We start from the raw sequence: 25,540 nt of genomic DNA, 5'->3' as shown, positions 1-25,540 counted from the left end.
AGGTAATTATGACTTCAGCAGCAAAAAAAATAGGAAAACAAACTATAAAACTACAAAATCCTCCGAAGATAATTTCAACATTCTCAATAGTAGGACCTAAAGAAGGTGACGGTCCATTAAAAGAGTATTTTCATGAGATTATTAATGACGATACTTTAGGAAAAGATAGTTTCGAAAAAGCAGAATCAAAAATGATGTATACAGCTATAAAAGGAGCTATTTCAGGAGCAAATTTAAAAGAAGAAGATATAGATTATCTTTTTGCAGGGGATCTTTTAAATCAAATAGTTTCGTCAGGATATGCAGCAAGAGAATTAAATATACCTTTCTTTGGTTTATATGGTGCATGTTCAACTATGGCAGAATCATTAAGTATGGCATCTTTATTTGTAGATGGTGGTTTTGCAAGATATGTAGTAGCATCTACATCATCACATTTTAGTTCAGCAGAAAGACAATTTAGATTTCCATTAGAATATGGATCACAAAGAAATCCAACAGCACAATGGACTGTTACTGGATCAGGTGCTATGGTACTTTCAAATTATGGAGATTTTCCAAAGGTTACATATGTTACTACTGGTGTTGTTAAAGACTACGGTGAAAAAGATTCAAATAATATGGGAGCAGCAATGGCACCAGCTGCAGTTGATACTATCTATAATCATTTTAAGGATACAGGAAGAAAACCAAGTGATTATGATGTTATAGCTACAGGAGATTTAGGTAAAGTAGGTAAAGAGATTACAGAAAAACTATTACTTGAATATGGATATGATATTAAAGATGTTTATGTAGATTGTGGAGACATGATTTTTGATGATGAAAGACAAAAAACTGATTCAGGTGGAAGTGGATGTGGTTGCTCTGCAGTAGTTACATGTGGATATTTTTATAAGAAATTAATGAGAAGAGAGATAAAAAAGATGCTACTGGTATCTACAGGAGCTTTAATGAGTCCAACAACATCTCTTCAAGGTGAATCTATTCCAGGAATAGCTCATGCAGTTGCTATTGAAATTGATTAAGGAGGTGAATTTTAGTAGACTAAAGGTAGTTTACTAAATTATAAGTGGATTATATAAGTGCGTTTGTAGTAGGTGGTTTAATTTGTGTAATTGCACAAATATTAATGGATACAACTAAGTTGACTCCAGCAAGAATATTAGTTGCTTTTGTAACAATAGGAGCAATTTTAGGTGGCTTTGGGTTATATGATAAGCTAATAGAAATAGGAGGAGCAGGTGCTACAATTCCATTACCTAGCTTTGGAAATTCGTTAGCTAAAGCAGCTATTGAAGGTGTTGAAAAAGATGGATTATTAGGAGCCTTTACTGGTGGAATAACTGGAGCTGCCGGTGGCATTACAGCAGCAATCTTTTTTGGATATTTAATGGCTGTAATTTTTAATCCTAAAACTAAACAATAATCTAAAAAATAACTTCTAAAATTTTTTTAGAAGTTATTTTTTTATTTACACTTGAAATTGGGAAAATATAGGAATATAATTTAATTAAGTAATTGCTTAATTAAATAAAGAGGTACCTATGGAAGAAAGAATAAAAATTTTTAAAGCTATAGCGGATGAAACAAGATTAAAAATCTTAATATTAGTTTCTCATAAAAACATCTGTGCTAAAGGAATAGCTAAGCATTTAAATATATCAGAAGCAGCTGTGTCACAACATATAAAAGTACTTAAGGAATCTTCTTTAATAGTTGGATATAAAAGAGGATATCATCTTATGTATGAACTAAATAGAGAATCATTAGAAAAATCTATTAATTTTATAAAAGGGTTAATTAATGATGATTTCAATTTAATAAGTGACGGGTTAAATGAAGAAGAAAATAGCTTCGATATTTCTGTTTGCAAGAATAGTTGTAAGTCAATGAAAAATTGCTGTAAGAATATTTTAAAGGAGGATTAAAAATATGAAAGTTTGTTTTCCAATTAACACTAATGAAGGAATGAACAGTATCCCATATAATCACTTTGGAAGTGCTAAAATGTTTATAGTAGTTGATTCTGAGACAAAGGAAGTAAAAACTATAAACAACGGTAACTTAGATCATGAGCACGGTAAATGCCAACCTATTAAAGCTTTATGCGGAGAAGTAGTTGATGCTATTGTAGTTTTAGGAATAGGGCAAGGAGCTATTAGCAAACTAAAGTCTATGGGAATAAAAGTATTTAAAGCTGCTGATGGAACAGTAGAAAAAAATATAGAATTAATTAATAAAAATGAACTAAAAGAATTTGATAATTCGAATATTTGTGTTCATCACGATTGTGGAAGTCATAAATAATATAGAATATAGGAAAAAAAGTAGGATTTAATTTTTAAATTAAATCCTGTTTTTTTATGAATTCTTTAATTAAAATCAAATACAGAAATATATAGATAAAATTTAAAAAGCATTTGTTTTACAAATATTAAGAGTATATTAACAGATTGGGGAAATCATATCTTAGTATAGAAATATTAGAAATAAAAAACGAAAATAAATATAGTTATAAATAAGAAGTTTCAAAAGGGAGAGATTTAAAAAGCTTAGTAATAAATTAATGAATAATTAAAGGTTAATAGAAGAATAATATTAGTGTTGATGACAAAGGAGGTGTAAAAATGAATAAAAATGAAAGTATCAAATGTAGCGTACAACAATGCAAGCATCATGCTAACTCAGCAGATTATTGTACATTAAATGCTATACAAGTTGGAACTCATGAAGCAAATCCTACAGTTCCTGAATGTACAGATTGTAAATCATTTGTATTAAAATAGCAAAATAAAATAACTGTAAGAGAGATAATCTAATGATAGATTTTCTCTCTTTTCTAAGATAAAGAGTATGAAATAAATATTAAAAATAAAATGTAATAATAGAACTACAAAATTACAAGGGTATATTTTTGAAAATATATACATTCATATTGACAAGGAAAAAAGCATAATATAAAATATTAAGTAATTGAGAATGAATATCAATATTAAATAGAGGTTGGAGTATAGGAGTTAAGAATGAGTACAATAGGTTTTTACAAAAGTTTAAACAATATGGAAGAAAGAGAATGTATTGAAAAGTTTTTGATTTTTAATGCATCTCTAGTGATATCAGAAGCAAAACCGTCGGCAACAATAACGCTAAAAAAAGGTATTGATAGTATTTATGAAAAATGGTGCAAGTATGGAGAAAAATTTTTGAAGTCTATAGACATAAACTATATTAGCTTGAGAGAATGTGAAAATGCATTAATTATTTTAGTATACGATAAAAAACAATTATCTAATTATATATTTAAACAAGAAAATAAGCATTTTTTAAATAAGATTGGATATAGTGATGAAAATGATTTAGATATTTATTTAGAAAAATTAAAAAGAAGATATAATGAATTTAACTGCCCTCATGAATTAGGAGTTTTTTTAGGGTATCCTCTTGAAGATGTAAAAGACTTTATGAATTGTAGTACTAAGAAGTGTTTAGCTTGTGGGTATTGGAGAGTGTATAACGATTATAGTACTGCCAAAGAAGTTTTTAATACTTACGACATGATAAAAGAAAAAACTGTGAAGTATATTTTAAAAGGGGATTCTGCTCACAAGGTATTTTGCAATTTAAAAAATATTATAAGTGAGTTGGATGGTGTAGCAGTATAAAAATTAACTATAATTAACCAATATAAAAGAAGGGTGAGTATGTATGAGTATAGTAATTGTTGGTGGACATGATAGAATGAGCAAGCAGTATATTGATATGTGTAAAAAATATAATTGTAAGGCTAAAGTTTTTACACAGATGGAAACTGGGTTTAGAAATAAAATAGGAAAACCAGATGCGGTAATATTGTTAACAGATGTAGTATCGCATAAATTAGTATTAGCAGCTAAAAAAGAAGCAGACAAGAAAAATATAACAGTGATTAGAAATCATAAGAGTACAGTGAATTCATTAGAAACAGTAATTAAACAAATAGCATCTAATTAGAAGGTATTGATATGCTTATAACAATTAACAAGAAAAGAGTCAATTTTATAAAGATAGACTTATAAAAGTACTTATAATTAAAATGATTATAAGTACTTTTTTATTTTAAAGAAAAAGTTTGAAATATTGTTAAAAGACAACTTGATAATAATTATCAATTAGTGTATATTAAATAAGGTGATAAGAGTTATCAATTAAAACGAAATATCAATGGAGGACGATATTATGATGATAAATAAAAGGTTAATTAACCTTTGTAAAGATTCAAAAAAGTATATAGCACTTACTATATTAGCAAATTGGATCGCAGTGCTATGTAATATAGTAATTATAATTTTAATAGGGCAATTTATTAATAAGATATATTTAGGAGAAAGATTAAATTTAATCAATAGTAATATTTTTGCTGCTATGGCAGAATTTAAGGTAGTTGGACCAATTTCATTATTAGGAGCAGTAGCAATAATTGTTATGTTGTTAGCTATAAGATATTTAAGCAATATTTTATATGCTAAGTTTTCTAATGCAGCATCAGCAAATGCAAGAATAACATTAAGAGAACTTATATATAAGAAATTATTAAAACTTGGAACAGGTTATACTTCAGTAGAAAGTACATCAGCTGTAGTACAAGTTGCAGTTGAAGGTGTAGAACAGTTAGAAATATACTTCGGTAAATATTTATCTCAATTATTCTATGCATTATTAGTACCAGTAACACTATTTATTTTTATGAGCTTTATATCATTTAAAGCTGCATTAGTATTTATTTTATGTGTACCGCTTATACCAGTATCAATAATAGCTATCCAAAAGATTGCAAAGAGAATATTAAAAGATTATTGGAAATCTTACTCTGACTTAGGTGGAACTTTCTTAGAAAATCTTCAAGGATTAACTACTTTAAAAGTATTTAATATCGATGAAGAAAGACATGAAAAAATGAATACAGAGTCTGAAAAGTTTAGAAAGATAACAATGAAAGTTTTAAGTATGCAGCTTAATTCAATAACTATTATGGATTTAGTAGCTTTTGGTGGAGCAGCAGCAGGAACTATAGTAGCTTTACATCAATTTAATAATGGTGAAATTCCTGTAGGAAGCTTACTTATAATAATATTACTTTCTTCAGAATTCTTTATTCCATTAAGACTTTTAGGGTCATATTTCCATATTGCAATGAATGGTATGGCAGCTAGTGATAGAATGTTTGGAATTTTAGATGCAGAAGAAAGAGAAAAAAATATAACTGTTAAAGAAAACACTAAATTTGAAGAAATTTCAGTAGAATTAAAGAACATTGATTTCAGCTATGATGGTGAAAGAAAAGTATTAAATAATATAAATATGGAGATTACTCCAGGTGGATTAGTTGCTATAGTAGGGGAAAGTGGTTCTGGTAAGAGTACAATAGCATCACTTATATTAAATAATTACAAAGTAACAAGTGGAGAAATTTTATTAAACAAAAATAATATTGAAAATATATCATTAGATAATATTTATGAAAATATAGCTTTAGTATCAACTAATAGTTATATATTTAATGGAACTATTTTAGATAACCTTTTAATGGCTAAGAAAGATGCAACTCAAGAAGAAATTGATAAAGCATTAAAAACAGCTAGATTATTTGATTTTGTAGCTGGCTTAAAAGATGGTTTATTAACAGATGTTGGACAAGCAGGTAGTGCTTTATCAGGTGGTCAAAAACAAAGATTAGCATTAGCTAGAGTAATACTTGCAAATAAAGATATGATAATATTTGACGAAGCAACATCTAATATAGACGTTGAAAGTGAAGAAAGTATTTGGGAAGCTATTTATGAACTTTCTAAAGATAAAACTATTTTAGTAATATCTCATAGATTAGCTAATGTTGTAGATGCAAAACAAATATATGTTATGAATAAAGGTATATTAGTTGAAAATGGAACTCATGAAGAGTTAATGAATGATAAGAAACATTATTATGATATGGTTAATAAACAAAATGAATTAGAAATGATAAGGGAGGTTTGCTAATATGAAAAGAAGATCAGGCTTCCAGATAATGAAAAGGCTAATAGTTGAATTAAAACCGTTAGCTCCAATTATGCTAATAACTATAAGCATGGGTGTTATAGGATTTTTAGCAGCAATAGCAATAGCAAGCTTTGGTGCAATAGCTATAGGTACACTTATAGGAGATATAACATTCATAAGCTTTACAGGTGCTATGGTAGTTATGGTTTTAAGTGCAGTATTTAGAGGATTTTTAAGATATGCTGAACAGTTATCTGGTCACTACATAGCATTTAAAATACTATATATATTAAGAGATAAGATATTTGGTAAGCTTAGAAAACTTGCTCCTGCAAAACTAGAAGGTCAAGAAAAAGGTAATCTTATATCACTTATTACATCGGATATAGAGCTTTTAGAAGTATTCTATGCTCATACTATAGCTCCAATATCAATTGCAGTAATAACAAACAGTATAATTGCAGTAATTCTATATATGATAAACCCATGGTTTGGATTATTATCAGTAGTATTCTTCTTAATAGTAGGATTCGTTATACCATATGCTTCATCAAGTCTTGGAAAAGAAGCAGGAGTAGCTTATAGAAACATGTTTGGTGAATGTAATAACTATATACTTGATTCTTTAAGAGGGTTAAAGGAAGTTTTATTATTTGGAAATGGTGAAGAAAGATTAAAAGAGATTAATTCAAAATCTCATAGAATAAACGAAAGTCTTGATAAGATAAAAGAACATGAAGGAATAATAAGAGCTATAACTGATTTAACTATAATGGTTGCTATATTAACTTTTGTAGGTGTAGGATTCCAACAATATTCAGTAGGAAAACTTTCATTTACATGGATGTTAGTAGGAATAGTAGTAATAGCATCATCATTCGGACCAGTAGTTGCTTTAAGTAATTTATCTAATACATTACTTCAGACTTTTGCATGTGCAGAAAGATTATTTGATCTTATAGATGAAGAACCTCATGTAGAAGAAGTTTTAGAAGGGCATGCAGTAAATGGTGATTCAATATCTTATGAAGATGTAACATTCTCTTATCCAAATAGAAAAGAAAAAATATTCGATAATACATCTGTTCATATTGAAAAAGGTGATAAGATTGCACTTATAGGTGAGAGTGGAATTGGAAAAAGTACATTTGTTAAGCTTATGATGAGATTCTGGGACGTTAATGAAGGTAAGATTAAGCTTGATAATAAGGATATTAAAGAGGTTGCAACAGACTCTATAAGAAGTAGCCAGACTTTAGTAAGTCAGGAAACATATCTATTTAATGAATCAATTTTAGATAATATTAAAATAGGAAATATCAAAGCATCAAAGGAAGAGGTTGTAAAGGCAGCTAAAATGGCTTCAATACATGAATTTATTGAAAGTCTGCCAAAGGGATATGATACAAAAGTTGGAGAGCTTGGAGGAAATCTTTCATCAGGAGAAAAGCAGAGAATAGGTCTTGCAAGAGCGTTCTTAAGCGATGGAGACGTATTAATATTAGATGAGCCTACAAGTAATTTAGATACTTTAAACGAAGGTGAAATTTTAAAATCTATAAAAGAAAACTGTGAGGATAAAACAATAGTTCTTATATCTCATAGAAAATCAACTACAGCAGTATGTAATAAAACTTATAAGCTAGAAAATAGCAAGCTTGTGTTGAATTAATTATATGAAATAAAGAGGATTTAAAAGTCCTCTTTAATTTTAATTGTTAGGTGATAATGATTATCAATAATATTTGTGATAGGAGAAATTAATAATGGGGAGAATTGATAGGGAAAAGAAAACTATTAAATTAATGATAGATATATATTGCAGAAAAAAACATGGAATGAAAGATGGGCAACTGTGTGATGAGTGTCAGGAGCTATTAGAATATGCTCATAAAAGATTAAGTTATTGCAAATTCGGTGAAAATAAATCTACTTGTTCGAGATGTCCTATACATTGCTATAAAAAGGATATGAAGGAAAAAGTCAAAAAAGTTATGAAATTTTCAGGACCGAGACTTATAATTTATAACCCAGTAGAATTAATGAAACATGCATTAAATAAGTAGGGAGGATATTAAGATGAATAAGATAAAGAAGTATATTTATATAACTGTAGGATTAATTGCTTTTGCACTAGGGGCCATAGGGGTAGCATTACCGATATTGCCAACAACACCATTTTTGCTTTTAGCATCATTCTGTTTTGCTAGAGGATCTGAAAAATTTAATATATGGTTTACAAATACAAAAGTATATAAGAAGCATTTAGAAAGTTTTGTTAACGAAAGAGCAATGACTTTGAAACAGAAAGTGTGCTTATTAGCTTTTGCTGATTTTATGCTAGCTTTCCCAATGATATTAATAGATAATCTACATTTAAGAATATTTTTAGTATGTCTTATACTTTTTAAACTTTATTACTTTACGTTTAGAATTAAGACTATAAAACCACAAGTGGAAAAAGTTAATTAGGATATATATTTATACAAAGGAGAAAGTATTATGGAAAGAATATCGTCATCATTTTTTATGCTGGCATTAATATTATATTATATACCAAAGATTTTAAAAATTAGAAAGAATAAATACATTAAAGCTCATATAGCTATAGGGAGCGTATCAATATTAGCAATGATAATAGCGTTAATCCAGAAATTTGGGCAACCGGATTTCATAAAATATATAGGCTTTTCTATTATAATGATATTAATAGGACTTACAGGATATTTCTTTAAAAATAATCCTAAGTTATATAGAAAGCTTCATATTATAGCTACACTATCATTTTTCGTATATTTATTTGTAAGCATAAAATTTCTTTAAAAATAATGTATTTAACTTATAGGGATATAGGTTAAAAATGATTTAGATAAGGCTAATATGGCAAAACTTATTAAATGAGGTGTTGCCATTATGAAATCAGAGATAGATATAGATTTAAATAATCCCCAACCTTACATTTTTTTAGTTTTTATCCTATCATCTTTTTTCTATAAAACATATAGTAGTGATAAGCTGCTGGCAATTGCGATTGTCAGTGGCTTTTTTTTGTTGTTACTGTTTTATAAAGGTATTTTTATTACTGCTATTATTTCTTTATTTTTTGCAGTAGGATTATTTAATAATCATCAATTTTACAACTATATTCCAGATAATATTGAAGAGATAAGAATAGATACTATAAAATCATACTATGTTAGAGGTAAAATTGGTGGGAGAAATGTATACTTAGACATAGAAAGTGATGAATTAGTTGTTGGAGATAAAATATTAGCAATAGGAAAATTTAATAAAAATCTAGATTTATCTAAAGGAATAATAGGTGAGTACAAGGTTGAAAATTATAATGTTTTAAAAAAGGATTTTATAAGTTATTTATACTATAGAAGAGAAAGATTATATGAAGCAATAAAATCTAAGTTAGGGAGAAGGAAAGCAGGCTTTATTACATCAGTAGCTTTTGGATACTCTGAGGCCCTTGACAATGAAGATAGAGATGATATGAAGGTATTTGGTATTTCACATGCTATAGCCGTCTCAGGGCTTCATATGGCTATTGTATATGGAATACTAAAGAAGCTATTTGGTAGTAAATTAAGTTTAGTTATAGCTTTAGCATATGTATTATTTACAGGGGCATCTCCGTCTACTGTGAGAGCTTATATTATGATACTGATAATGAACTTTGCTTTAGTAGTTAAGAGAAATTATAACCCAATAGCAGCGATATCTTTAGCTGGAATAATCTTATTAATAGTAAGACCATACGATTTGTTTAGTTTAGGATTTGTTTTATCCTTTTTAGCTACTTTAGGAATAATATTATTTAATAAAAAACTAAATAAAAAATTATATAAGTTACCTAAGAAGATTAGAGAAGTAGTATCGGTATCTATATCAGCACAAATATTGACATTTCCTATTTTAATATATAGTTTTAATGAATTTTCTCTAAATTTTTTGATAGGAAATATCTTCATAATACCTATTATTAATATCTTAGTGCTTATAGGAAATTTACTATTGATATTTTATAAAATTACTCCAGTATTTAATTATTTATTATATCTATGTTATTGGTGTATTAAATTTATAGATAATATAATGGACTTTTTCTGGGATTATAAAATTGATATATTATATTTAAATTTTACAATAGCATTTTTTTATTCTATTCTTATAATTTCTTATTATTTTTATAGGAAAGGTTATAAAAAGTTTATATTGCTACCGATAATATCATTAATATATATTTTTATATTAAATTATAATCCTATTCCTAATATAAGATATTATAAAGAAGGAGCATTATTAGTTAGCTTTAGAGGTGAGAATATATTAATTCAGACAAAAGCATTAGTAGATAAAGTAAAGCTTAAAAAAATAACTATGTCGGATAATATTTATAAAGATTTTAATGAGATAAACATAAAAGATAAAATAATAATAAAAAAGGAAGGAAAAAATTATAAATTAGAAACTGTTAAAAAAGAATATATGTTAGTGGTGAATAAAGAGAAAATAGATACTGAATATGATATAATAGATTTCAGCACAGGTGACTTGCAAGAAGTAATTATATTTGATGATAAAGTAATTTCAAGGTGATAAGGAGAGAAAAATAATCTTGATAAATTTAGAACAGTTTGAAGATGAAATTAAAAAAAATAAAATAGCTAACTCATATATATTTTGTGGATTAGATGAAGAGTTAATCAAGGAGAGTATTGATTCGATAGTAAAAAGAACTATAAGTAAGGATTCATTAGACTTAAATTTAATAAAGCTTGATGGATTGCAAACAACTTGCCAGGAAATAGAAAATGCTTGTGAGACTATGTCTTTTTTTGGAGATAAAAAGGTTGTTATTGTTTATAGAGCCAATTTTTTAAGAGAAAAAACAGATAAAGAAGGTACTAAAATTTATACTGAAGTTTCGAATTATGTAAAAAATATGACTCCAGATACTATCCTTATAATGTATTATTTATTTAATGATAAAAGAGAAAATCCTAAAAAAAATAAAAAGTTATCAAGTTTAGATAAATATATGAAGGTAGTTCATTGTGATAAATTAAAAAAAGACAAATATTATAAGAAAATTGAAGATATGTTTAAAGATAAAGGAAGAGCTATTGGTAAAATTCAAGTTAAATATTTTGCAGATAAAGTAGCTAATAATTTTGACATTATTAAAAGAGAAATAGAAAAATTAGATGCATATGCATGGGGGAGAGAAATAACAAAAGAAGATATAGATAAATTATTAAATTCTAAAAGTGAAGATGATATATTTGATTTAGTTGAATACATATCACAAAGAAAAGTCGAAAAAGCGTTAGATTTATTAGATGAATTATTATTTAAGGCAGATCAGCACATGCTTATAATAACATCTATACAAAATCATTTTAAGAGATTGTATGAATTTAAGGTGTATTTATCTAAGGGTAAAAGAGTAGACTTTTTTATGAGTAAATACAGATTACCACAATTTGTGTGTGAAAAAATAATGAATCAATGTCAAAAATTTAATTTAAAACAATTAAATGAGCTTATAAAGATATGTGTTGATACAGAAAATAAATTAAAATCATCAGCATCAGATAAGCAAACTGAAATGGAACTTATGCTTTTTAAAACATTTATGGTAAAATAATAGCCGGTGATTATTCACCGGCTTTTATTTATTACGCCATAGCGTTTAATTTTGCAGCTAATCTTGATTTCTTTCTAGCAGCCATGTTCTTGTGAACAGTTCCTTTTTGAGCAGCCATGTCTAAAGACTTAGCAGCTTTAACGAATAAAGCTTTAGCTTCTTCAGCGTTGTTAGCAGCTACAGCAGCTTCAAACTTCTTTATAGCAGTTTTTAAAGCTGATTTAACCATTCTGTTTTCTAAAGTCTTCTTTTCAGTAACTTTAATTCTTTTCTTTGCTGATTTTATGTTTGCCATTCAATTCACCCCCTTAAAATTTTATAGGGCCTCTGCAGTTTTTGGGGAATCTGCGTACGAGTTCATTTTTAACATAAGTTATTATAACACCGAAACTTTGTAAGTTCAAGTATGAAATTAAAAGTTATTTGGGAAAATAATTTTGATGATATAAGAAAAGCTAAGGAGGAAAGATATGATTAATATAAGAACAGACCTCGCAATCGAGGCTAAGCAAGCATATACAGAAGAAAATAAGAGAGAATTGGATGGCGTGAAAGTTGACGAAGAATATGAAGGAGAGGTTAAAATTACCACTGTAACTATAGAAAGTGATGAGGCTGGACGTGAACTTGGAAAGCCAAAAGGCCACTATATAACCCTTGATATTCCAGATTTTGCACTATATGACGGTGAAAGCATGGATGAAGTATCAAAAGTTTTTGGTAAAACTTTGAAGAAATTAGTAGATATAGATAAAGATAAGTTAGTATTAGTAGTTGGATTAGGAAATTGGAATGTTACACCAGACGCATTAGGTCCAAAAGTTGTTGAAAAAACAATGGTAACAAGACATATTAAAGAATTAATGCCAGATGCTATAGATGATTCTGTAAGACCTGTATGTGCATTGGCTCCAGGTGTTTTAGGAATAACAGGAGTGGAAACAGGGGAGATAGTTAAATCTTTAGTAGATAGGATAAAACCAAGTTTAGTAATCTGTGTAGATGCATTAGGAGCTAGAAAGCTTGAAAGAGTTAATAGAACTATACAAATTGGAGATACAGGAATTTCTCCAGGAGCTGGTGTAGGAAATCATAGAATGCAAATAAATGAAGAAAGTTTAGGATGTAAAGTAATAGCAGTAGGAGTTCCTACAGTTGTCCATGCAGCTACTATAGTTAATGATACTATGGATTTATTATTAGATGAACTAATTAGTAAAGCAGAAACAGGTAAGGAGTTCTATAATATGCTACATTCAGTAGATCGTGCAGAAAAGAATGCATTAATAAGAGAAGTATTGACTCCTTTTGTTGGAGAACTTATGGTTACACCTAAAGATGTAGATTTAGTTGTAGAAAATTTAGCTAAAGTTGTAGCAAATGGAATAAACATAGCAATTCAACCAGATATGGAATTAGAAGATATAAATAAATTTCTAAATTAGTCTAGTGGTGAATGATTATGTCAATCCTCCCATATACATAAAGTGTAAGGGGGGATTTTTATTTGAAAGGGTATATAGATATAAGAAATAAAATTGCAAAAAGAAAAGGTTTTAGGGTCAAATATATAATATTTCTTATAGTGATTCTATTTTTTTCTTTTAGATTTTTTTTAGTTATAAATAGTAATAGTGAACGAGGAAGTTTGCCGTATGTACAACTATTAAATTTTTCTATGCCAATAGTAGAAGTTCAGGCTTATGATGAAGGTGTATATATAGAAAATAAATTAGATTTGAAAGAGGTAGTTATAGAAACTTTAGGAGTAAAGAATATAAGTACCTATGGGATTATAAGTAATGAAATAAGTTTCTTTAAAAATATTAAGATAGATAGTACTTTTAATATAACAGAAACTGCAACTAAACCTATTTTACCTTTTTTTTCACCTTATGAATTGAGTGAAAATAGCATGGTGATGGTTAATGAAGAAGAGTTTGGTGTATTTAATAAGGTTAGTGCAGCTTATGATCCAAAATTAAAATTAGAATTAGAATTAGAAGGATTAAATAAGAAAATTTTGCTCCATTACACTCATAGTCAAGAAGGATATTCAGAGATTGGGGCTAAAGGGAATTGGAATTCCTTTGATAATAGCTTAAATATAATGGGGGTTGGTGATGTTTTAACAAAAGAGCTTGAAGAGGGATATGGAATATCGGTGATAAATGATAAGACAATACATGATATTGATTATACTAAATGTTACGAGCAATCATATAAAACAGTTGAAATGTATTTGCAGGAATATGGAGATTTTGATCTTATAATAGATCTTCATAGAAACTCTGCTACTGAAAGTATGACTACTGTTAATTTGAATGGTGAAGACTTAGCGAGAATTATGTTTGTAACAGCACAAAATAGTCCAAGGTATATAGCTAATATGGAATTAGCACAACAATTTACAAGTATAGCAGAAGGAGTATTTCCTACACTATTGAGTGGAATGCCAATTTTAGATAGACCTAGTGGGATATATGGAAATAATTTAGGGTTAAGTGATAACATGATACTTATAGAGTTAGGAACAAATGAAAATAGTATAGAAGATGCAAAAAGAAGCACTAAATATATAGCAAGAATTATAGCAGAGTATTTAAAAGATAAATAAGCAAAATGTCTTTTTAAAAGCTTTTACTAATTTTTTTATAATTAAAGTTAAGAATTTGATGTATGAAATATTTTTGGTTTGTATTAATAATTATGTAAAACCCTCATATACATAATAAAAGAAACATGCTACTCACATGAGTTTATATATGTAAGTTCAAATAACTAAATTTAAGATTTAGATTTTTACTTAAAAGTATGGAGGGATATTTACATGGAAAGATATTATTCAAATAACTTTAAGTTTAACAGAGGAGGACCTATAAATAATCTTAGGGCAAGAGGAAAAACAAAATTTAGTATTGGATATATAGTTATGATTTTGATTGTTATATTTTTAGCCTTTAGAGCTTTTAATGTTATAAATAGCTATAGTGAAAGAGGGGCTTTGCCATATGTTCAATTATTAAATTTTTCTATGCCTGTAGTCGAGACAACAGTTTATGATGAAAGTGTTCATTATGAAAGCAAACTAACATTAAAGAAGGTTATTGCAGAAACATTAGGATTAACTAAAATAAGTACTTCTAGCATTATAGGAAATGAGATAAGTTTATTTAAGAATATAGGAAATCCGGAAGTAACAAGTAAATCAAGTATACCGTTTTTATCACGATATGAAGTAAGTGAAAATAGTATAGCTAAGGTTACGGAGGAAGATTTAGCGCAATTAAATGCAGTAAGTGAGGCTTTTGATCCAAATTTAAAGGCCATATTAGAACCTTTAAATATTAAAGTTCTAATATATCATACTCATAGCCATGAAGGTTATGCAGAAATAGGATCAGATGCTAGATGGAATACCGATAATGAAGATATTAATGTAATGGGTGTCGGAGATGTTTTAGCTAAAGAGTTAGAAGAAGGCTATGGAATAACAGTAATACATGATAAGACTATTCATGATAATAATTATACTGTATGTTATGATAGGTCACAGGAGACCCTTCAAAATTATCTAAATGAATATGGAGATTTTGATTTGATAATAGATTTACACAGAGATTCTGTGGAAGATAAGAATCTTGTGACAGCTAATATAAATGGACAAGATTTAGCTAGAATAATGTTTGTAACAAGTGTAAATAGTAGTAGATTGGAAGCTAATACAGCTTTAGCTAGTAGTTTAGCAGGAATAACAAACAATTTATTTCCAGGACTTATGAGAAATAAAGACATATTCCATTATGAAATTGGAGGTATAAATGGATTTAATATGAGTTTGAGTGATAACATTGTCGTTTGGGAAGTAGGAGCAAATGTAAATACATCAGTTGAGGCAAAACTTTCAGCTAAGTATATGGCAAGAGTAATAGCAGAGTACTTTAAAGAGTAAAAATAATTGAATAAAATTATAAAAAAGTGAGCATCCTTATAGCTAGTAAGTTAGGGGGTGCTTTTTTTATGAAAAAGTATTTTATATTTTGTATAATTGCAATATTAATAATAGTAAGTGTAATAAAAATAAATATAATAAATACAGAAATTCTATCTCCTGTGGGGAATTTCCAAGATAATTTTAATAAAATAAATGAAGAATTTGGTGAGGATTTTTCAGAATTTATTATGGATAAATCGCCGATGAAAATTTATTTAGGAGAAGAGGGAGATAATTCTGCAACAGTAAAAATAAATAAAAAAGAAATTAATTTAACCAAAAATAATCCGTTTTTGAAAATTTTTAATCCTGTTATAGATTTTTTTAAAAATAGTTATAAGAAAATAGAAGAAAAGTTTAATGAAAAAACAGAGAGCAAAGAAAATGTTAAGGAAATAGAAAATAAGGGTGAATTGGAAAACGTAGTTGAAGATTTTATTAATTCTTTAGAAGGTGAATAATATTTTTAATAATTACACAGTAATAAGTTATAGTTATAACCCAATATTCTTGACACCTCCTCGGTGATATATGTTATAATTTAGCTTGATTTAATTAAATGGGGGTGAAAAAGCTGCTTTATTGTTTAAAGTAGTTAAGATATATGCAAAGTAATAGACAATCAAAGATAAGAAATTTCTCAATAGTAGCTCATATAGATCATGGTAAATCAACATTAGCAGATAGACTATTAGAGATAACAGGAACCCTTACCCAAAGAGAAATGGAAGAACAAGTTCTTGATAATATGGAGATTGAAAAAGAAAGAGGAATAACTATTAAATCTCAAGCAGCAAGACTGGTTTATAGACGTCCGAATGGTGAAGAATACATATTAAACCTTATTGATACTCCAGGTCACGTAGACTTTACATATGAGGTTTCAAGAAGCTTAGCTGCATGTGAAGGAGCTGTATTAGTTGTAGATGCAACTCAAGGAATACAAGCACAAACTTTAGCTAACTGTTATTTAGCATTAGATAACGATCTTGAAATAGCTCCTGTTATAAATAAAGTTGACTTAGCATCAGCAAGACCTGATGAAGTTAAGCAAGAAATTGAAGATGTTATAGGAATAGAAGCTCATGATGCACCTATGATATCTGCAAAAACAGGTTTAAATGTAGAAGATGTTTTAGAAACGATAGTAGAAAAAGTTCCAGCGCCATCAGGTGATGAAGAAGCACCATTAAAATGCTTAATATTTGATTCATACTATGATAGCTACAAAGGTGTAGTATGCTATGTAAGAGTAATTGATGGTAAAGTTAAGCCTGGTACAAAGATTAAGCTTATGAACACAAATAAGGTTTATGATGTAACAGAAGTGGGAGTATTTACTCCAAGACTATTACCAATAGGTGAGTTAATGGCTGGAGATGTTGGTTATATAACAGCTTCAATTAAAAATGTTGCAGATGCAAGAGTTGGTGACACTATAACAGAAGCAGATAGACCAACTGAACATGCACTTCCAGGGTATAAGAAAGCAGTACCAATGGTTTACTCAGGTATATATCCAGTAGATGGTGCTAAATATGATGAATTAAAAGAAGCATTAGAAAAACTACAAATAAATGATGCTGCTTTAGATTTCGAACCAGAAACATCAATAGCTTTAGGATTTGGATTTAGATGCGGATTCTTAGGATTACTTCATATGGAAATAATTCAAGAAAGAATTGAAAGAGAATTTAATTTAGATATTATTACTACTGCTCCATCAGTTATTTATAAAGTTACAAAGACTAATGGAGAGATGATAGAACTTACGAATCCAACTAATTTACCAGAACCAACAGAGATAGATTTTATGGAAGAGCCAGTAGTTAAGGCTAACATAATATCACCAACTGATTACGTTGGAGCTATAATGGATTTATGTCAAGAAAGAAGAGGAACATTTATTGATATGCAATATCTAGAAGAAACAAGAGTTTCTATAGCTTATGATATTCCATTAAATGAAATAGTTTATGATTTCTTTGACACATTAAAATCAAGAACAAGAGGATATGCATCATTTGATTATGAATTAAAAGGTTATGCAAGAACTGAACTTGTTAAGCTTGATATATTACTAAATGGAGATGTAGTAGATGCATTATCTATGATTGTTCCAAAAGAAAGAGCTTATCATAAAGGTAGAGGTATAGCAGAAAAGTTAAAGGAAATAATTCCAAGACAAATGTTTGAAGTACCAATTCAAGCTGCTGTAGGTTCTAAAGTTATAGCAAGAGAAACTGTTAAAGCGATGAGAAAAGACGTACTTGCTAAATGTTATGGTGGAGATATATCAAGAAAGAAGAAGCTTCTTGAAAAGCAAAAAGAAGGTAAGAAGAGAATGAGACAGGTAGGTTCTGTTGAAGTTCCACAAGAAGCATTTATGGCTGTATTAAAAGTAGACTAATATATATAAAGGAGCTGTTGACAAAGTGAACAGCTCCTTATTTATTTATAAAAAATATTATCTATATAATTATAAAGCTCTGTTAAATCAAGAGAATCAGCAATATTTTTTAAGAGAGAAACTTTTTTGTAATCATCCATTTCAATATGATCAGGAATTATTGGATTTAATCTAAAATAATTTTGCATAAATAATTCTTTGCAATAAATATCTTCAACTAGACTAGAGCCTTCTAAAAGAATAGTTAATATAGGAGATTTAATGCTTATAAATGGATCAAATGCCCATTGAAGCATACCCCATTTAGCTGTATTAGAGGCAATTTTATTTGGATAGTTACCAGTACCTATAGAAAGTATTCTTAGTTGACTAGAACTACTTATAGAATCCAGTTTACTAAGTGCAAAGAATGAAGCTATTGGAGTAGGATTATTTACAACAACTCCCCCATCTATAAAGCCTTTATGAGATGGGAAATATGTAGGAGCAGCAGAACTAGCAAGTGCAGCATCAATAACAGAGAATTCAGCAGTAGTATTATCAGTTAAATTATTTAAAAAAACTGGTTCCCAAGAGTTTGATGTGAAGCCGTTAGTGCTAAAGGTAGGAATAAAAACATAAGGATGTAAATCTTTTAATTTTAAGTCTTCTGGAAAGTTAGCTTTCAGTTCTTTTAATAAATTTTTACTGCTAAATTTGGGTATAAAAAAATTCGGTCTTTTTTTTGAAAATATTTTTTTTATATTTTCTTCATTGTAAAGATTATCAATTGCATAAGAATTTTTTGAATATGCTAAATATAGTGCAATTATTGAACCGGTTGAGGTGCCAGCAAATAAATCTATATCTTCTAATAAAGTAGGATATTTTTGAGTTAATCTAAGAATTATTCTAGTTGAAAGAGCACCTTTTATACCACCACCGTCAAAAGATAGAACTTTAAAATTCTTCAATGGAAATTTACTCCTTAAGATTAATATATATTATTTTATTCAAAAATGTTTTATATGATAATTTATCATATAAAAAGATAAATAGAAAAGATGAAAGAGTTGAGATAGATGAAAGAGATTAGTTTATATATACATATTCCATTTTGTAAGCAGAAATGTTTTTATTGTGATTTTCCATCATATTCAGGAAAAGAAAGATTTAAGGAAGATTATGTGGATGCACTTATTGAGGAAATAGAAAAAAGAGCTAGAGGTTATATAATTAAAACTATTTTTATTGGAGGCGGAACACCATCATATTTAGAAGTAAATCAAATAGAAAAGCTATTATTAGCAATAAATAAGCTTAATCTTCATAAAGATATCGAATTTAGTATGGAATGTAATCCAGGAGTTTTATTTAAAGAAAAATTGATAGCTATGAAAAATGGTGGAGTTAATAGGATTAGTTTTGGATTACAATCTACAAAAGATTCGTTATTGAAGGAAGTTGGTCGTATTCATAGCTATGAGGAGTTTTTAGATAATTTTAAATTAGCAAGAGAGTTAGGATTTAAAAATATTAATGTAGATATAATGTATGGACTGCCTAATCAAACAGTTGAAGATTGGAAAGATACATTAGAAACTATATGCAGTATAAAGCCAGAGCACATATCTGCATATAGTTTAATAATTGAAGAGGGAACTGTTTTCTATAATTTATATGAAAAAGGATTGTTGAAGCTTCCTACTGAAGAAATGGAAAGAGAAATGGATAAATTAACAAAAGGTGTATTAAAAGATCATGGGTATCACCAATATGAAATATCCAATTATAGTTTAGATGGAAAAGAGTGTGAGCATAATAAGGTATACTGGCAGTTAAAAGACTATATAGGTTTAGGTACTGCAGCAAGTTCTTATATAGATGGTACAAGAATTAAAAATATTGATAATATTGAAGAATATATAAGTAAAATTAACTCTGGCATAGAAGTATATGAAGAGAAGTATATTAATTCTGAAGAAGATGAAATAGAAGAATTTATATTTATGGGATTAAGAATGAATAAAGGAATAAGTATTAAGGAATTCGAGGAAAGATTTAATATGTCAGTAGAGAGTATATATGAAAAAGTCTTAGAGAAAAATATAAAGAATGGTTTCTTAAAGAAAGAAAACGGTAGAATATACCTAACATCAATAGGGATGGACTTTTCTAATAATGTAATGGCAGAATTTATATTAGACAAATAAATGAAATGGTAGTAAATGAAAGAAAAATAAAGGAAATAAGAGATAAACTTGAAAAAATAAAAAGTTATAAAAAATATTCTGAAAATTTAACGTAATATGAAATTGACAAAAAAGCTAAAGAATAATATATTGTTAATGTAGTCATTAGCACTCGAACTTAATGAGTGCTAACAATAGGAGTGGTGTTATGGCTATTGATGAAAGAAAAATAAAAATATTACAAGCCATCATTAATGACTATATTATGACAGGTGAACCTGTTGGATCAAGAACGATAGCTAAGAAATATAACTTAGGAGTAGGATCTGCAACTATTAGAAATGAGATGGCGGATCTAGAAGAAATGGGTTACTTAGAGCAACCCTATACATCTTCAGGGAGAATACCTTCAAGTAAGGGATACAGACTATATGTAGATAGGTTAATGGAGAAGGCTCAGTTAAGTAAAGAGGAAGAATTAAAGATTAAAGAATATATAATTAATTCTGCTATGTACGAAGTAGATAAAATATTAAAAGAAGCCTGTGTATTACTTTCTGAACTTACAAATTTAACATGTATAGTGCAAACACCTTCAATGAAGAGAAGCTATATTAAATCTATTCAGCTTATAAAAATAGATGAATCAAATTTAATTTCAGTTATTGTTACAGATAGTGGAGTAATTAAAAATCATAGAATTAAAATTAGTAATATGCCACCTAGTGATAAATTAGCTAGAATTAATGATGTTTTAAATAGTAAATTGAAGAATTTGACGATTGAAGCAATTAATTTAGAAGTTATAAATGAAGTTAAAAAAGAACTAGCAGGATTTGATGATTTATTTAATGCTATACTTCCAGCTTTATATGAAAGTTTAAATAGCAGCGATAAAGAAGAATTAGTGGTAGAAGGAACTACAAATTTATTTAATTACCCTGAATATAATGATATTGAAAAAGCTAAAGAGATGATTCAACTTATAAGTAACAAGGATTGTGTAATAGAGTTGTTAGAGCCAGATGGTGATATAACTGTAAGAATTGGTGATGAAAACTATATTCCTGAAGCTAAAGAATGTTCTGTAATAACAGCAGAGTATACATTAGGAGGTAGGGCAATAGGAAGTATAGGACTGATAGGTCCTAGAAGAATTAATTATTCTAAGGTGCTTTCTATAATGGCTCAAGTGATGAAGGAATTAAATAAAAGTCTTAAAAATCAAAGTCTTGATTAATGATTGTTGAGGTGTAGTAATGGAAGAGAAAAGAGAATTAGAACAAGATGAAGTTCTTGAAGAGGTTAAAGAAAAAGAAACTAATGAAGAGATAGTTGAAGAAGTAGAAGACACTACAGAAGAAGTAGTGGAAGAAAATAATGAAGAGGATACACTATCTATGGTAAGAAAGTTAAAAGATGAAAAAAAGAAACTTGATAATGAACTTAATACATTAAAAGATAGATTAATGAGACTATCGGCTGAGTATGATAACTTTAGAAAAAGAACAAGTAAAGAAAAAGAAGGTATTTATACAGATGCTTGTGTTGATGTATTAAAGGAATTAGTACCTGTTTTAGATAATCTTGAAAGAGCTATTGCTGTAGATGGTAGCGTTGAAGACCTTAAAAAAGGTATAGAAATGACTATAAAAGGATTCCAATCATCTTTAGAAAAATTAGGTGTTGAAGAAATAGATACTACTTCAGGATTTGATCCAAACTTTCATCAAGCAGTAATGCATGTTCAAGATGAAAATTTTGAAAAGAATTCAGTAGCAGAAGTATTCTTAAAAGGATATAAAAGAAATGACAAGATAATTAGATATACTATGGTAAAAGTAGCAAACTAATTTAATTTTATAAAAGTAAATAAGATTCTAAATTATAGATAGATTTCGAGGAGGAAATTATTATGGGAAAAATTATAGGTATTGATTTAGGTACAACAAATTCATGTGTAGCCGTTATGGAAGGTGGAGAACCAGTAGTTATTGCTAACTCTGAAGGTGCAAGAACTACTCCATCAGTAGTATCTTTCCAAGCAAACGGAGAAAGATTAGTAGGGCAAGTTGCTAAAAGACAAGCGATTACAAATCCTGATCATACAATAATCTCTATAAAGAGAGAAATGGGAACTGACCACAAAACTAAGATTGATGACAAAACTTATTCACCACAAGAAATATCAGCAATGATTCTTCAAAAAATCAAAGCAGATGCTGAAGCTTATTTAGGTGAAAAAGTAACTCAAGCAGTTATAACTGTTCCTGCATACTTTAATGATGCTCAAAGACAAGCAACTAAAGATGCTGGTAGAATAGCAGGATTAGAAGTTTTAAGAATAATAAACGAACCAACAGCTGCTTCATTAGCTTATGGTCTAGATAAGACTGACCACAGCGAAAAAATATTTGTATATGACCTTGGTGGAGGTACATTCGACGTATCTATCCTTGAATTAGGTGATGGAGTATTCGAAGTATTAGCAACAAATGGTGATACTAAGCTTGGTGGAGATGACTTCGATGAAAAGATAATGAACTACATCGCAGAAACTTTCAAAGCTGAAAATGGTATAGATTTAAGAAATGATAAGATGGCACTTCAAAGATTAAAAGAAGCTGCAGAAAAAGCTAAGATTGAATTATCATCTTCAATGCAAACAAACATCAACTTACCATTCATCACTGCTGATGCAACTGGTCCAAAGCACATAGATTTAAACTTAACTAGAGCAAAATTCAATGAATTAACTCATGACTTAGTTCAAAGATCTATTGAGCCAATGAAGAAAGCTTTAGCTGATGCAGGACTTTCAATGAGCCAAATAGATAAAGTAATATTAGTTGGTGGATCAACAAGAATACCAGCTGTTCAAGAAGCAGTTAAAAACTTCACTGGAAAAGAACCTTCAAAGGGAGTTAACCCAGATGAATGCGTTGCTGTAGGTGCAGCTATCCAAGCAGGTGTATTAACAGGAGAAGTTAAAGACGTATTATTATTAGACGTTACACCATTAACACTTGGAATTGAAACATTAGGTGGAGTTGCAACAGCATTAATAGAAAGAAATACAACTATTCCAACTAAGAAGAGTCAAGTATTCTCAACAGCTGCAGATGGTCAAACATCAGTTGAAATTCATGTAGTTCAAGGTGAAAGACAAATGGCTGCTGATAACAAGACTTTAGGTAGATTTACTCTATCAGGAATAGCTCCAGCTCCAAGAGGAATTCCACAAATCGAAGTTACATTTGATATAGATGCTAACGGTATAGTTAAGGTTTCAGCTATGGATAAAGGAACTGGAAAAGAAGCTAACATCACAATCACTGCTTCAACTAACCTTTCTGATGAAGAAGTAGAAAGAGCAGTAAAAGAAGCTGAAAAATTTGCTGAAGAAGATAAGAAGAGAAAAGAATCTATAGAAGTTAAGAATAATGCTGACCAATTAGCTTATCAAACAGAAAAACAATTAGAAGAATTAGGAGATAAGATTGCTGCTGATGATAAAGCTAAGATAATTGCTAAGTTAGATGCATTAAAAGCTGTTAAAGATGGAGAAGATTTAGAAGCTATCAAGAAAGCTACAGAAGAATTAACTCAAGAATTCTACGCTATATCTTCAAAGATGTACCAAGCTGCAGGAGCTCAAGGTGGAGCAGAAGGATTTGATCCAAACAATATGGGTGGAGCAAACCAAGGTTCAGCTCATCATGATGACAATGTAGTAGATGCAGACTTCGAAGTTAAAGACGATAAATAATAAATTATAGAGGGAAGACAAAGCCGTCTTCCCTTCTTTAAAGTTAAGATTGATAAGTTAAGAGTTAATGAGAAAACTTTAGTTAGAATTTTTTTTATAAACTTTTAACTCTTAATCCTTAATTAAATAAAGTAGTTTACTATTTTGTTTATAAATGTTAATATTGCTTAAGTAATATAATGAAAAAAATAGGTGGTGGCATGATAGATGGCAAGTAAAGACTACTATGCTTCTCTTGGACTTGAAAAGGGAGCAAGTGATGATGAAATAAAAAGAGCCTTTAGAAAGCTAGCTATTAAATACCATCCTGATAAGAATCAAGGAAATAAGGAAGCAGAAGAAAAGTTTAAAGAAATAAATGAAGCATATCAAGTACTTTCTGATCCAGAGAAAAAGGCTAGATATGATCAATTTGGAACTGCTGACTTTGATGGAAGTGGATTTGGATCAGGTGGATTTGGTGGCTTTGACTTCTCAGATATGGGAGGCTTTGGAGATATATTTGAAAGCTTTTTCGGAGGCGGTGGTGGTTCATCAAGAAGAAGAAATGGACCAACTAAGGGTGCAGATATAGAATATACTTTAAATTTAACTTTTGAAGAAGCTATATTTGGAACTGAAAAAGAGATTACAATTACTAAAAATGAAAATTGTGAAGAGTGTCATGGAACAGGTGCTAAGGCTGGAAGTACACCAAAAACTTGTGATCAATGTGGAGGAAGTGGTCAAGTAAGAGTTCAAAGACAAACACCGCTTGGTAACTTCGTAAGTACTTCAACTTGTGATAGATGTGGTGGAAAAGGAACAATAGTTGATAATCCATGTCCAACATGTTCAGGAAAAGGTAAAGTAAGAAAGAGAAGAGTTATAAAGGTTAAAGTTCCAGCTGGGGTTGATACAGGAAATATAATTCCATTAAGAGGACAAGGTGAACATGGTAACAATGGTGGTCCTGCAGGTGATTTATATGTAAGAATAAATGTATCAGCATCAAAGCAGTTTGAAAGAAGAGGAAATGACATATATATAGATACTCATATCTCTATGAGTAAAGCAGCATTAGGTGTTGAAATAATTGTACCAACAGTAGATGGAGATGTAAAATATACAATTCCTGAAGGAACACAATCAGGAACTTTATTTAGATTAAAGGGTAAAGGTGTTCCGAGAGTTAATTCATCAGGTAGAGGAGATCAGTACGTAAGAGTAATAGTTGATATTCCTAAGAACTTAAACGAAAAGCAAAAGGATGCTTTAAAAGCATTTATGGAAGTTTGTGGTGAAAGTATAGATGGTGAAGTAAAGCACAAAAAAGGTTTTAAAGATTTATTTAGATAAAAAAAGCTGCGAATTTGCAGCTTTTTTAATTGGATTAAATTTTGGGTAAATTTATTGTGACAAAAAGGTATATACTAATAAAGTATTAAAAGTTAATATATTTTAAACTAGTGTTGAAAATATAAAACATAATATTAAATCTTATATAATTTTAATAGTATATTAAAACATATGATTAAAA

26 protein-coding genes are annotated in these 25,540 nt (G+C 28.8%); 24 read left to right on the top strand and 2 right to left on the bottom strand.

What is annotated here, in order from left to right:
• Positions 1–8: 8 nt before the first annotated feature.
• The 14 genes from spoVAD to holA all read left to right on the top strand — a co-directional run bounded on the left by spoVAD (position 9) and on the right by holA (position 11,677).
• Complete coding sequence (gene spoVAD / locus H8S10_RS04915) at positions 9–1,028, top strand: stage V sporulation protein AD (RefSeq protein ID WP_055267372.1); 1,020 nt, start codon at positions 9–11, stop codon at positions 1,026–1,028.
• A 44-nt stretch (positions 1,029–1,072) separates the two neighbouring features.
• Entirely contained in the window at positions 1,073–1,429 is a 357-nt protein-coding gene (spoVAE, locus tag H8S10_RS04910) for a stage V sporulation protein AE (RefSeq protein WP_055267373.1), read from the top strand.
• Positions 1,430–1,547: 118 nt separating this feature from the next.
• The gene (locus H8S10_RS04905) at positions 1,548–1,931 is read left to right on the top strand and encodes a metalloregulator ArsR/SmtB family transcription factor (protein ID WP_055267375.1); all 384 of its coding nucleotides are present in this window, start codon (positions 1,548–1,550) and stop codon (positions 1,929–1,931) included.
• 4 nt (positions 1,932–1,935) lie between these two features.
• On the top strand, positions 1,936–2,310 hold the full coding sequence (locus H8S10_RS04900) for a NifB/NifX family molybdenum-iron cluster-binding protein (protein ID WP_186838096.1): 375 nt from the start codon (positions 1,936–1,938) through the stop codon (positions 2,308–2,310).
• A 320-nt stretch (positions 2,311–2,630) separates the two neighbouring features.
• Positions 2,631–2,789: a DUF1540 domain-containing protein gene (locus tag H8S10_RS04895; protein ID WP_070205701.1), complete on the top strand. Its 159-nt coding sequence runs from the start codon at positions 2,631–2,633 to the stop codon at positions 2,787–2,789.
• 237 nt (positions 2,790–3,026) lie between these two features.
• Positions 3,027–3,665 (top strand): DUF3793 family protein, encoded by a 639-nt coding sequence (locus H8S10_RS04890; RefSeq protein ID WP_055267379.1) that lies wholly within the window; start codon positions 3,027–3,029, stop codon positions 3,663–3,665.
• Between the two features lie 43 nt (positions 3,666–3,708).
• Entirely contained in the window at positions 3,709–3,993 is a 285-nt protein-coding gene (locus H8S10_RS04885) for a DUF2325 domain-containing protein (RefSeq protein WP_055267381.1), read from the top strand.
• A 225-nt stretch (positions 3,994–4,218) separates the two neighbouring features.
• Positions 4,219–6,018: an ABC transporter ATP-binding protein/permease gene (locus H8S10_RS04880; RefSeq protein ID WP_186838095.1), complete on the top strand. Its 1,800-nt coding sequence runs from the start codon at positions 4,219–4,221 to the stop codon at positions 6,016–6,018.
• Position 6,019: 1 nt separating this feature from the next.
• Positions 6,020–7,690: a thiol reductant ABC exporter subunit CydC gene (gene cydC / locus H8S10_RS04875; RefSeq protein ID WP_055267385.1), complete on the top strand. Its 1,671-nt coding sequence runs from the start codon at positions 6,020–6,022 to the stop codon at positions 7,688–7,690.
• 94 nt (positions 7,691–7,784) lie between these two features.
• A complete protein-coding gene (locus tag H8S10_RS04870; RefSeq protein WP_055267387.1) occupies positions 7,785–8,084 on the top strand; it encodes a nitrous oxide-stimulated promoter family protein in 300 nt (99 codons plus the stop codon).
• 13 nt (positions 8,085–8,097) lie between these two features.
• Complete coding sequence (locus H8S10_RS04865; RefSeq protein WP_055267389.1) at positions 8,098–8,490, top strand: YbaN family protein; 393 nt, start codon at positions 8,098–8,100, stop codon at positions 8,488–8,490.
• A gap of 30 nt (positions 8,491–8,520) precedes the next feature.
• A complete protein-coding gene (locus tag H8S10_RS04860) occupies positions 8,521–8,841 on the top strand; it encodes a hypothetical protein (protein WP_055267391.1) in 321 nt (106 codons plus the stop codon).
• Positions 8,842–8,931: 90 nt separating this feature from the next.
• The gene (locus tag H8S10_RS04855; RefSeq protein WP_186838094.1) at positions 8,932–10,626 is read left to right on the top strand and encodes a ComEC/Rec2 family competence protein; all 1,695 of its coding nucleotides are present in this window, start codon (positions 8,932–8,934) and stop codon (positions 10,624–10,626) included.
• A 19-nt stretch (positions 10,627–10,645) separates the two neighbouring features.
• Entirely contained in the window at positions 10,646–11,677 is a 1,032-nt protein-coding gene (gene holA, locus H8S10_RS04850; RefSeq protein ID WP_055267395.1) for a DNA polymerase III subunit delta, read from the top strand.
• A 31-nt stretch (positions 11,678–11,708) separates the two neighbouring features.
• On the opposite strand, the gene rpsT is transcribed toward holA, so the two are convergent.
• Positions 11,709–11,972 carry a 30S ribosomal protein S20 gene (gene rpsT, locus H8S10_RS04845; RefSeq protein WP_032117965.1) on the bottom strand — a complete coding sequence of 88 codons (264 nt, stop codon included), beginning with the start codon at positions 11,970–11,972 and terminating at the stop codon, positions 11,709–11,711.
• 175 nt (positions 11,973–12,147) lie between these two features.
• On the opposite strand from rpsT, the gene gpr reads away from it, so the two are divergent.
• The 5 genes from gpr to lepA all read left to right on the top strand — a co-directional run bounded on the left by gpr (position 12,148) and on the right by lepA (position 18,081).
• Entirely contained in the window at positions 12,148–13,122 is a 975-nt protein-coding gene (gpr, locus tag H8S10_RS04840; RefSeq protein ID WP_055267397.1) for a GPR endopeptidase, read from the top strand.
• Positions 13,123–13,325: 203 nt separating this feature from the next.
• The gene (spoIIP, locus tag H8S10_RS04835) at positions 13,326–14,294 is read left to right on the top strand and encodes a stage II sporulation protein P (RefSeq protein WP_186838093.1); all 969 of its coding nucleotides are present in this window, start codon (positions 13,326–13,328) and stop codon (positions 14,292–14,294) included.
• Positions 14,295–14,507: 213 nt separating this feature from the next.
• Entirely contained in the window at positions 14,508–15,629 is a 1,122-nt protein-coding gene (locus H8S10_RS04830; protein WP_186838092.1) for a stage II sporulation protein P, read from the top strand.
• A 68-nt stretch (positions 15,630–15,697) separates the two neighbouring features.
• Entirely contained in the window at positions 15,698–16,132 is a 435-nt protein-coding gene (locus H8S10_RS04825; RefSeq protein WP_055267403.1) for a hypothetical protein, read from the top strand.
• A 143-nt stretch (positions 16,133–16,275) separates the two neighbouring features.
• Complete coding sequence (gene lepA, locus H8S10_RS04820; RefSeq protein WP_055267405.1) at positions 16,276–18,081, top strand: translation elongation factor 4; 1,806 nt, start codon at positions 16,276–16,278, stop codon at positions 18,079–18,081.
• A 41-nt stretch (positions 18,082–18,122) separates the two neighbouring features.
• Here lepA and H8S10_RS04815 read toward each other — a convergent pair whose 3' ends face one another.
• On the bottom strand, positions 18,123–19,034 hold the full coding sequence (locus H8S10_RS04815; protein ID WP_186838091.1) for a patatin-like phospholipase family protein: 912 nt from the start codon (positions 19,032–19,034) through the stop codon (positions 18,123–18,125).
• A 108-nt stretch (positions 19,035–19,142) separates the two neighbouring features.
• Between H8S10_RS04815 and hemW the strand changes: the two genes are divergently transcribed.
• The 5 genes from hemW to dnaJ all read left to right on the top strand — a co-directional run bounded on the left by hemW (position 19,143) and on the right by dnaJ (position 25,359).
• Positions 19,143–20,273, top strand: coding sequence for a radical SAM family heme chaperone HemW (gene hemW / locus H8S10_RS04810; protein WP_055267409.1), 1,131 nt, complete (start codon positions 19,143–19,145; stop codon positions 20,271–20,273).
• A 187-nt stretch (positions 20,274–20,460) separates the two neighbouring features.
• Positions 20,461–21,492, top strand: coding sequence for a heat-inducible transcriptional repressor HrcA (hrcA, locus tag H8S10_RS04805; RefSeq protein WP_186838090.1), 1,032 nt, complete (start codon positions 20,461–20,463; stop codon positions 21,490–21,492).
• A gap of 19 nt (positions 21,493–21,511) precedes the next feature.
• Positions 21,512–22,105, top strand: a complete 594-nt coding sequence (gene grpE, locus H8S10_RS04800; protein WP_055267413.1) for a nucleotide exchange factor GrpE — start codon at positions 21,512–21,514, stop codon at positions 22,103–22,105.
• Between the two features lie 62 nt (positions 22,106–22,167).
• Entirely contained in the window at positions 22,168–24,021 is a 1,854-nt protein-coding gene (gene dnaK / locus H8S10_RS04795; protein WP_186838089.1) for a molecular chaperone DnaK, read from the top strand.
• A gap of 207 nt (positions 24,022–24,228) precedes the next feature.
• Entirely contained in the window at positions 24,229–25,359 is a 1,131-nt protein-coding gene (dnaJ, locus tag H8S10_RS04790; RefSeq protein WP_186838088.1) for a molecular chaperone DnaJ, read from the top strand.
• Positions 25,360–25,540: the final 181 nt, after the last annotated feature.

This window comes from Clostridium sp. NSJ-49 (genome assembly GCF_014287725.1).
Taxonomy (GTDB): domain Bacteria; phylum Bacillota; class Clostridia; order Clostridiales; family Clostridiaceae; genus Clostridium; species Clostridium disporicum_B.
This window is presented reverse-complemented; position numbering and strand designations above follow the sequence as displayed.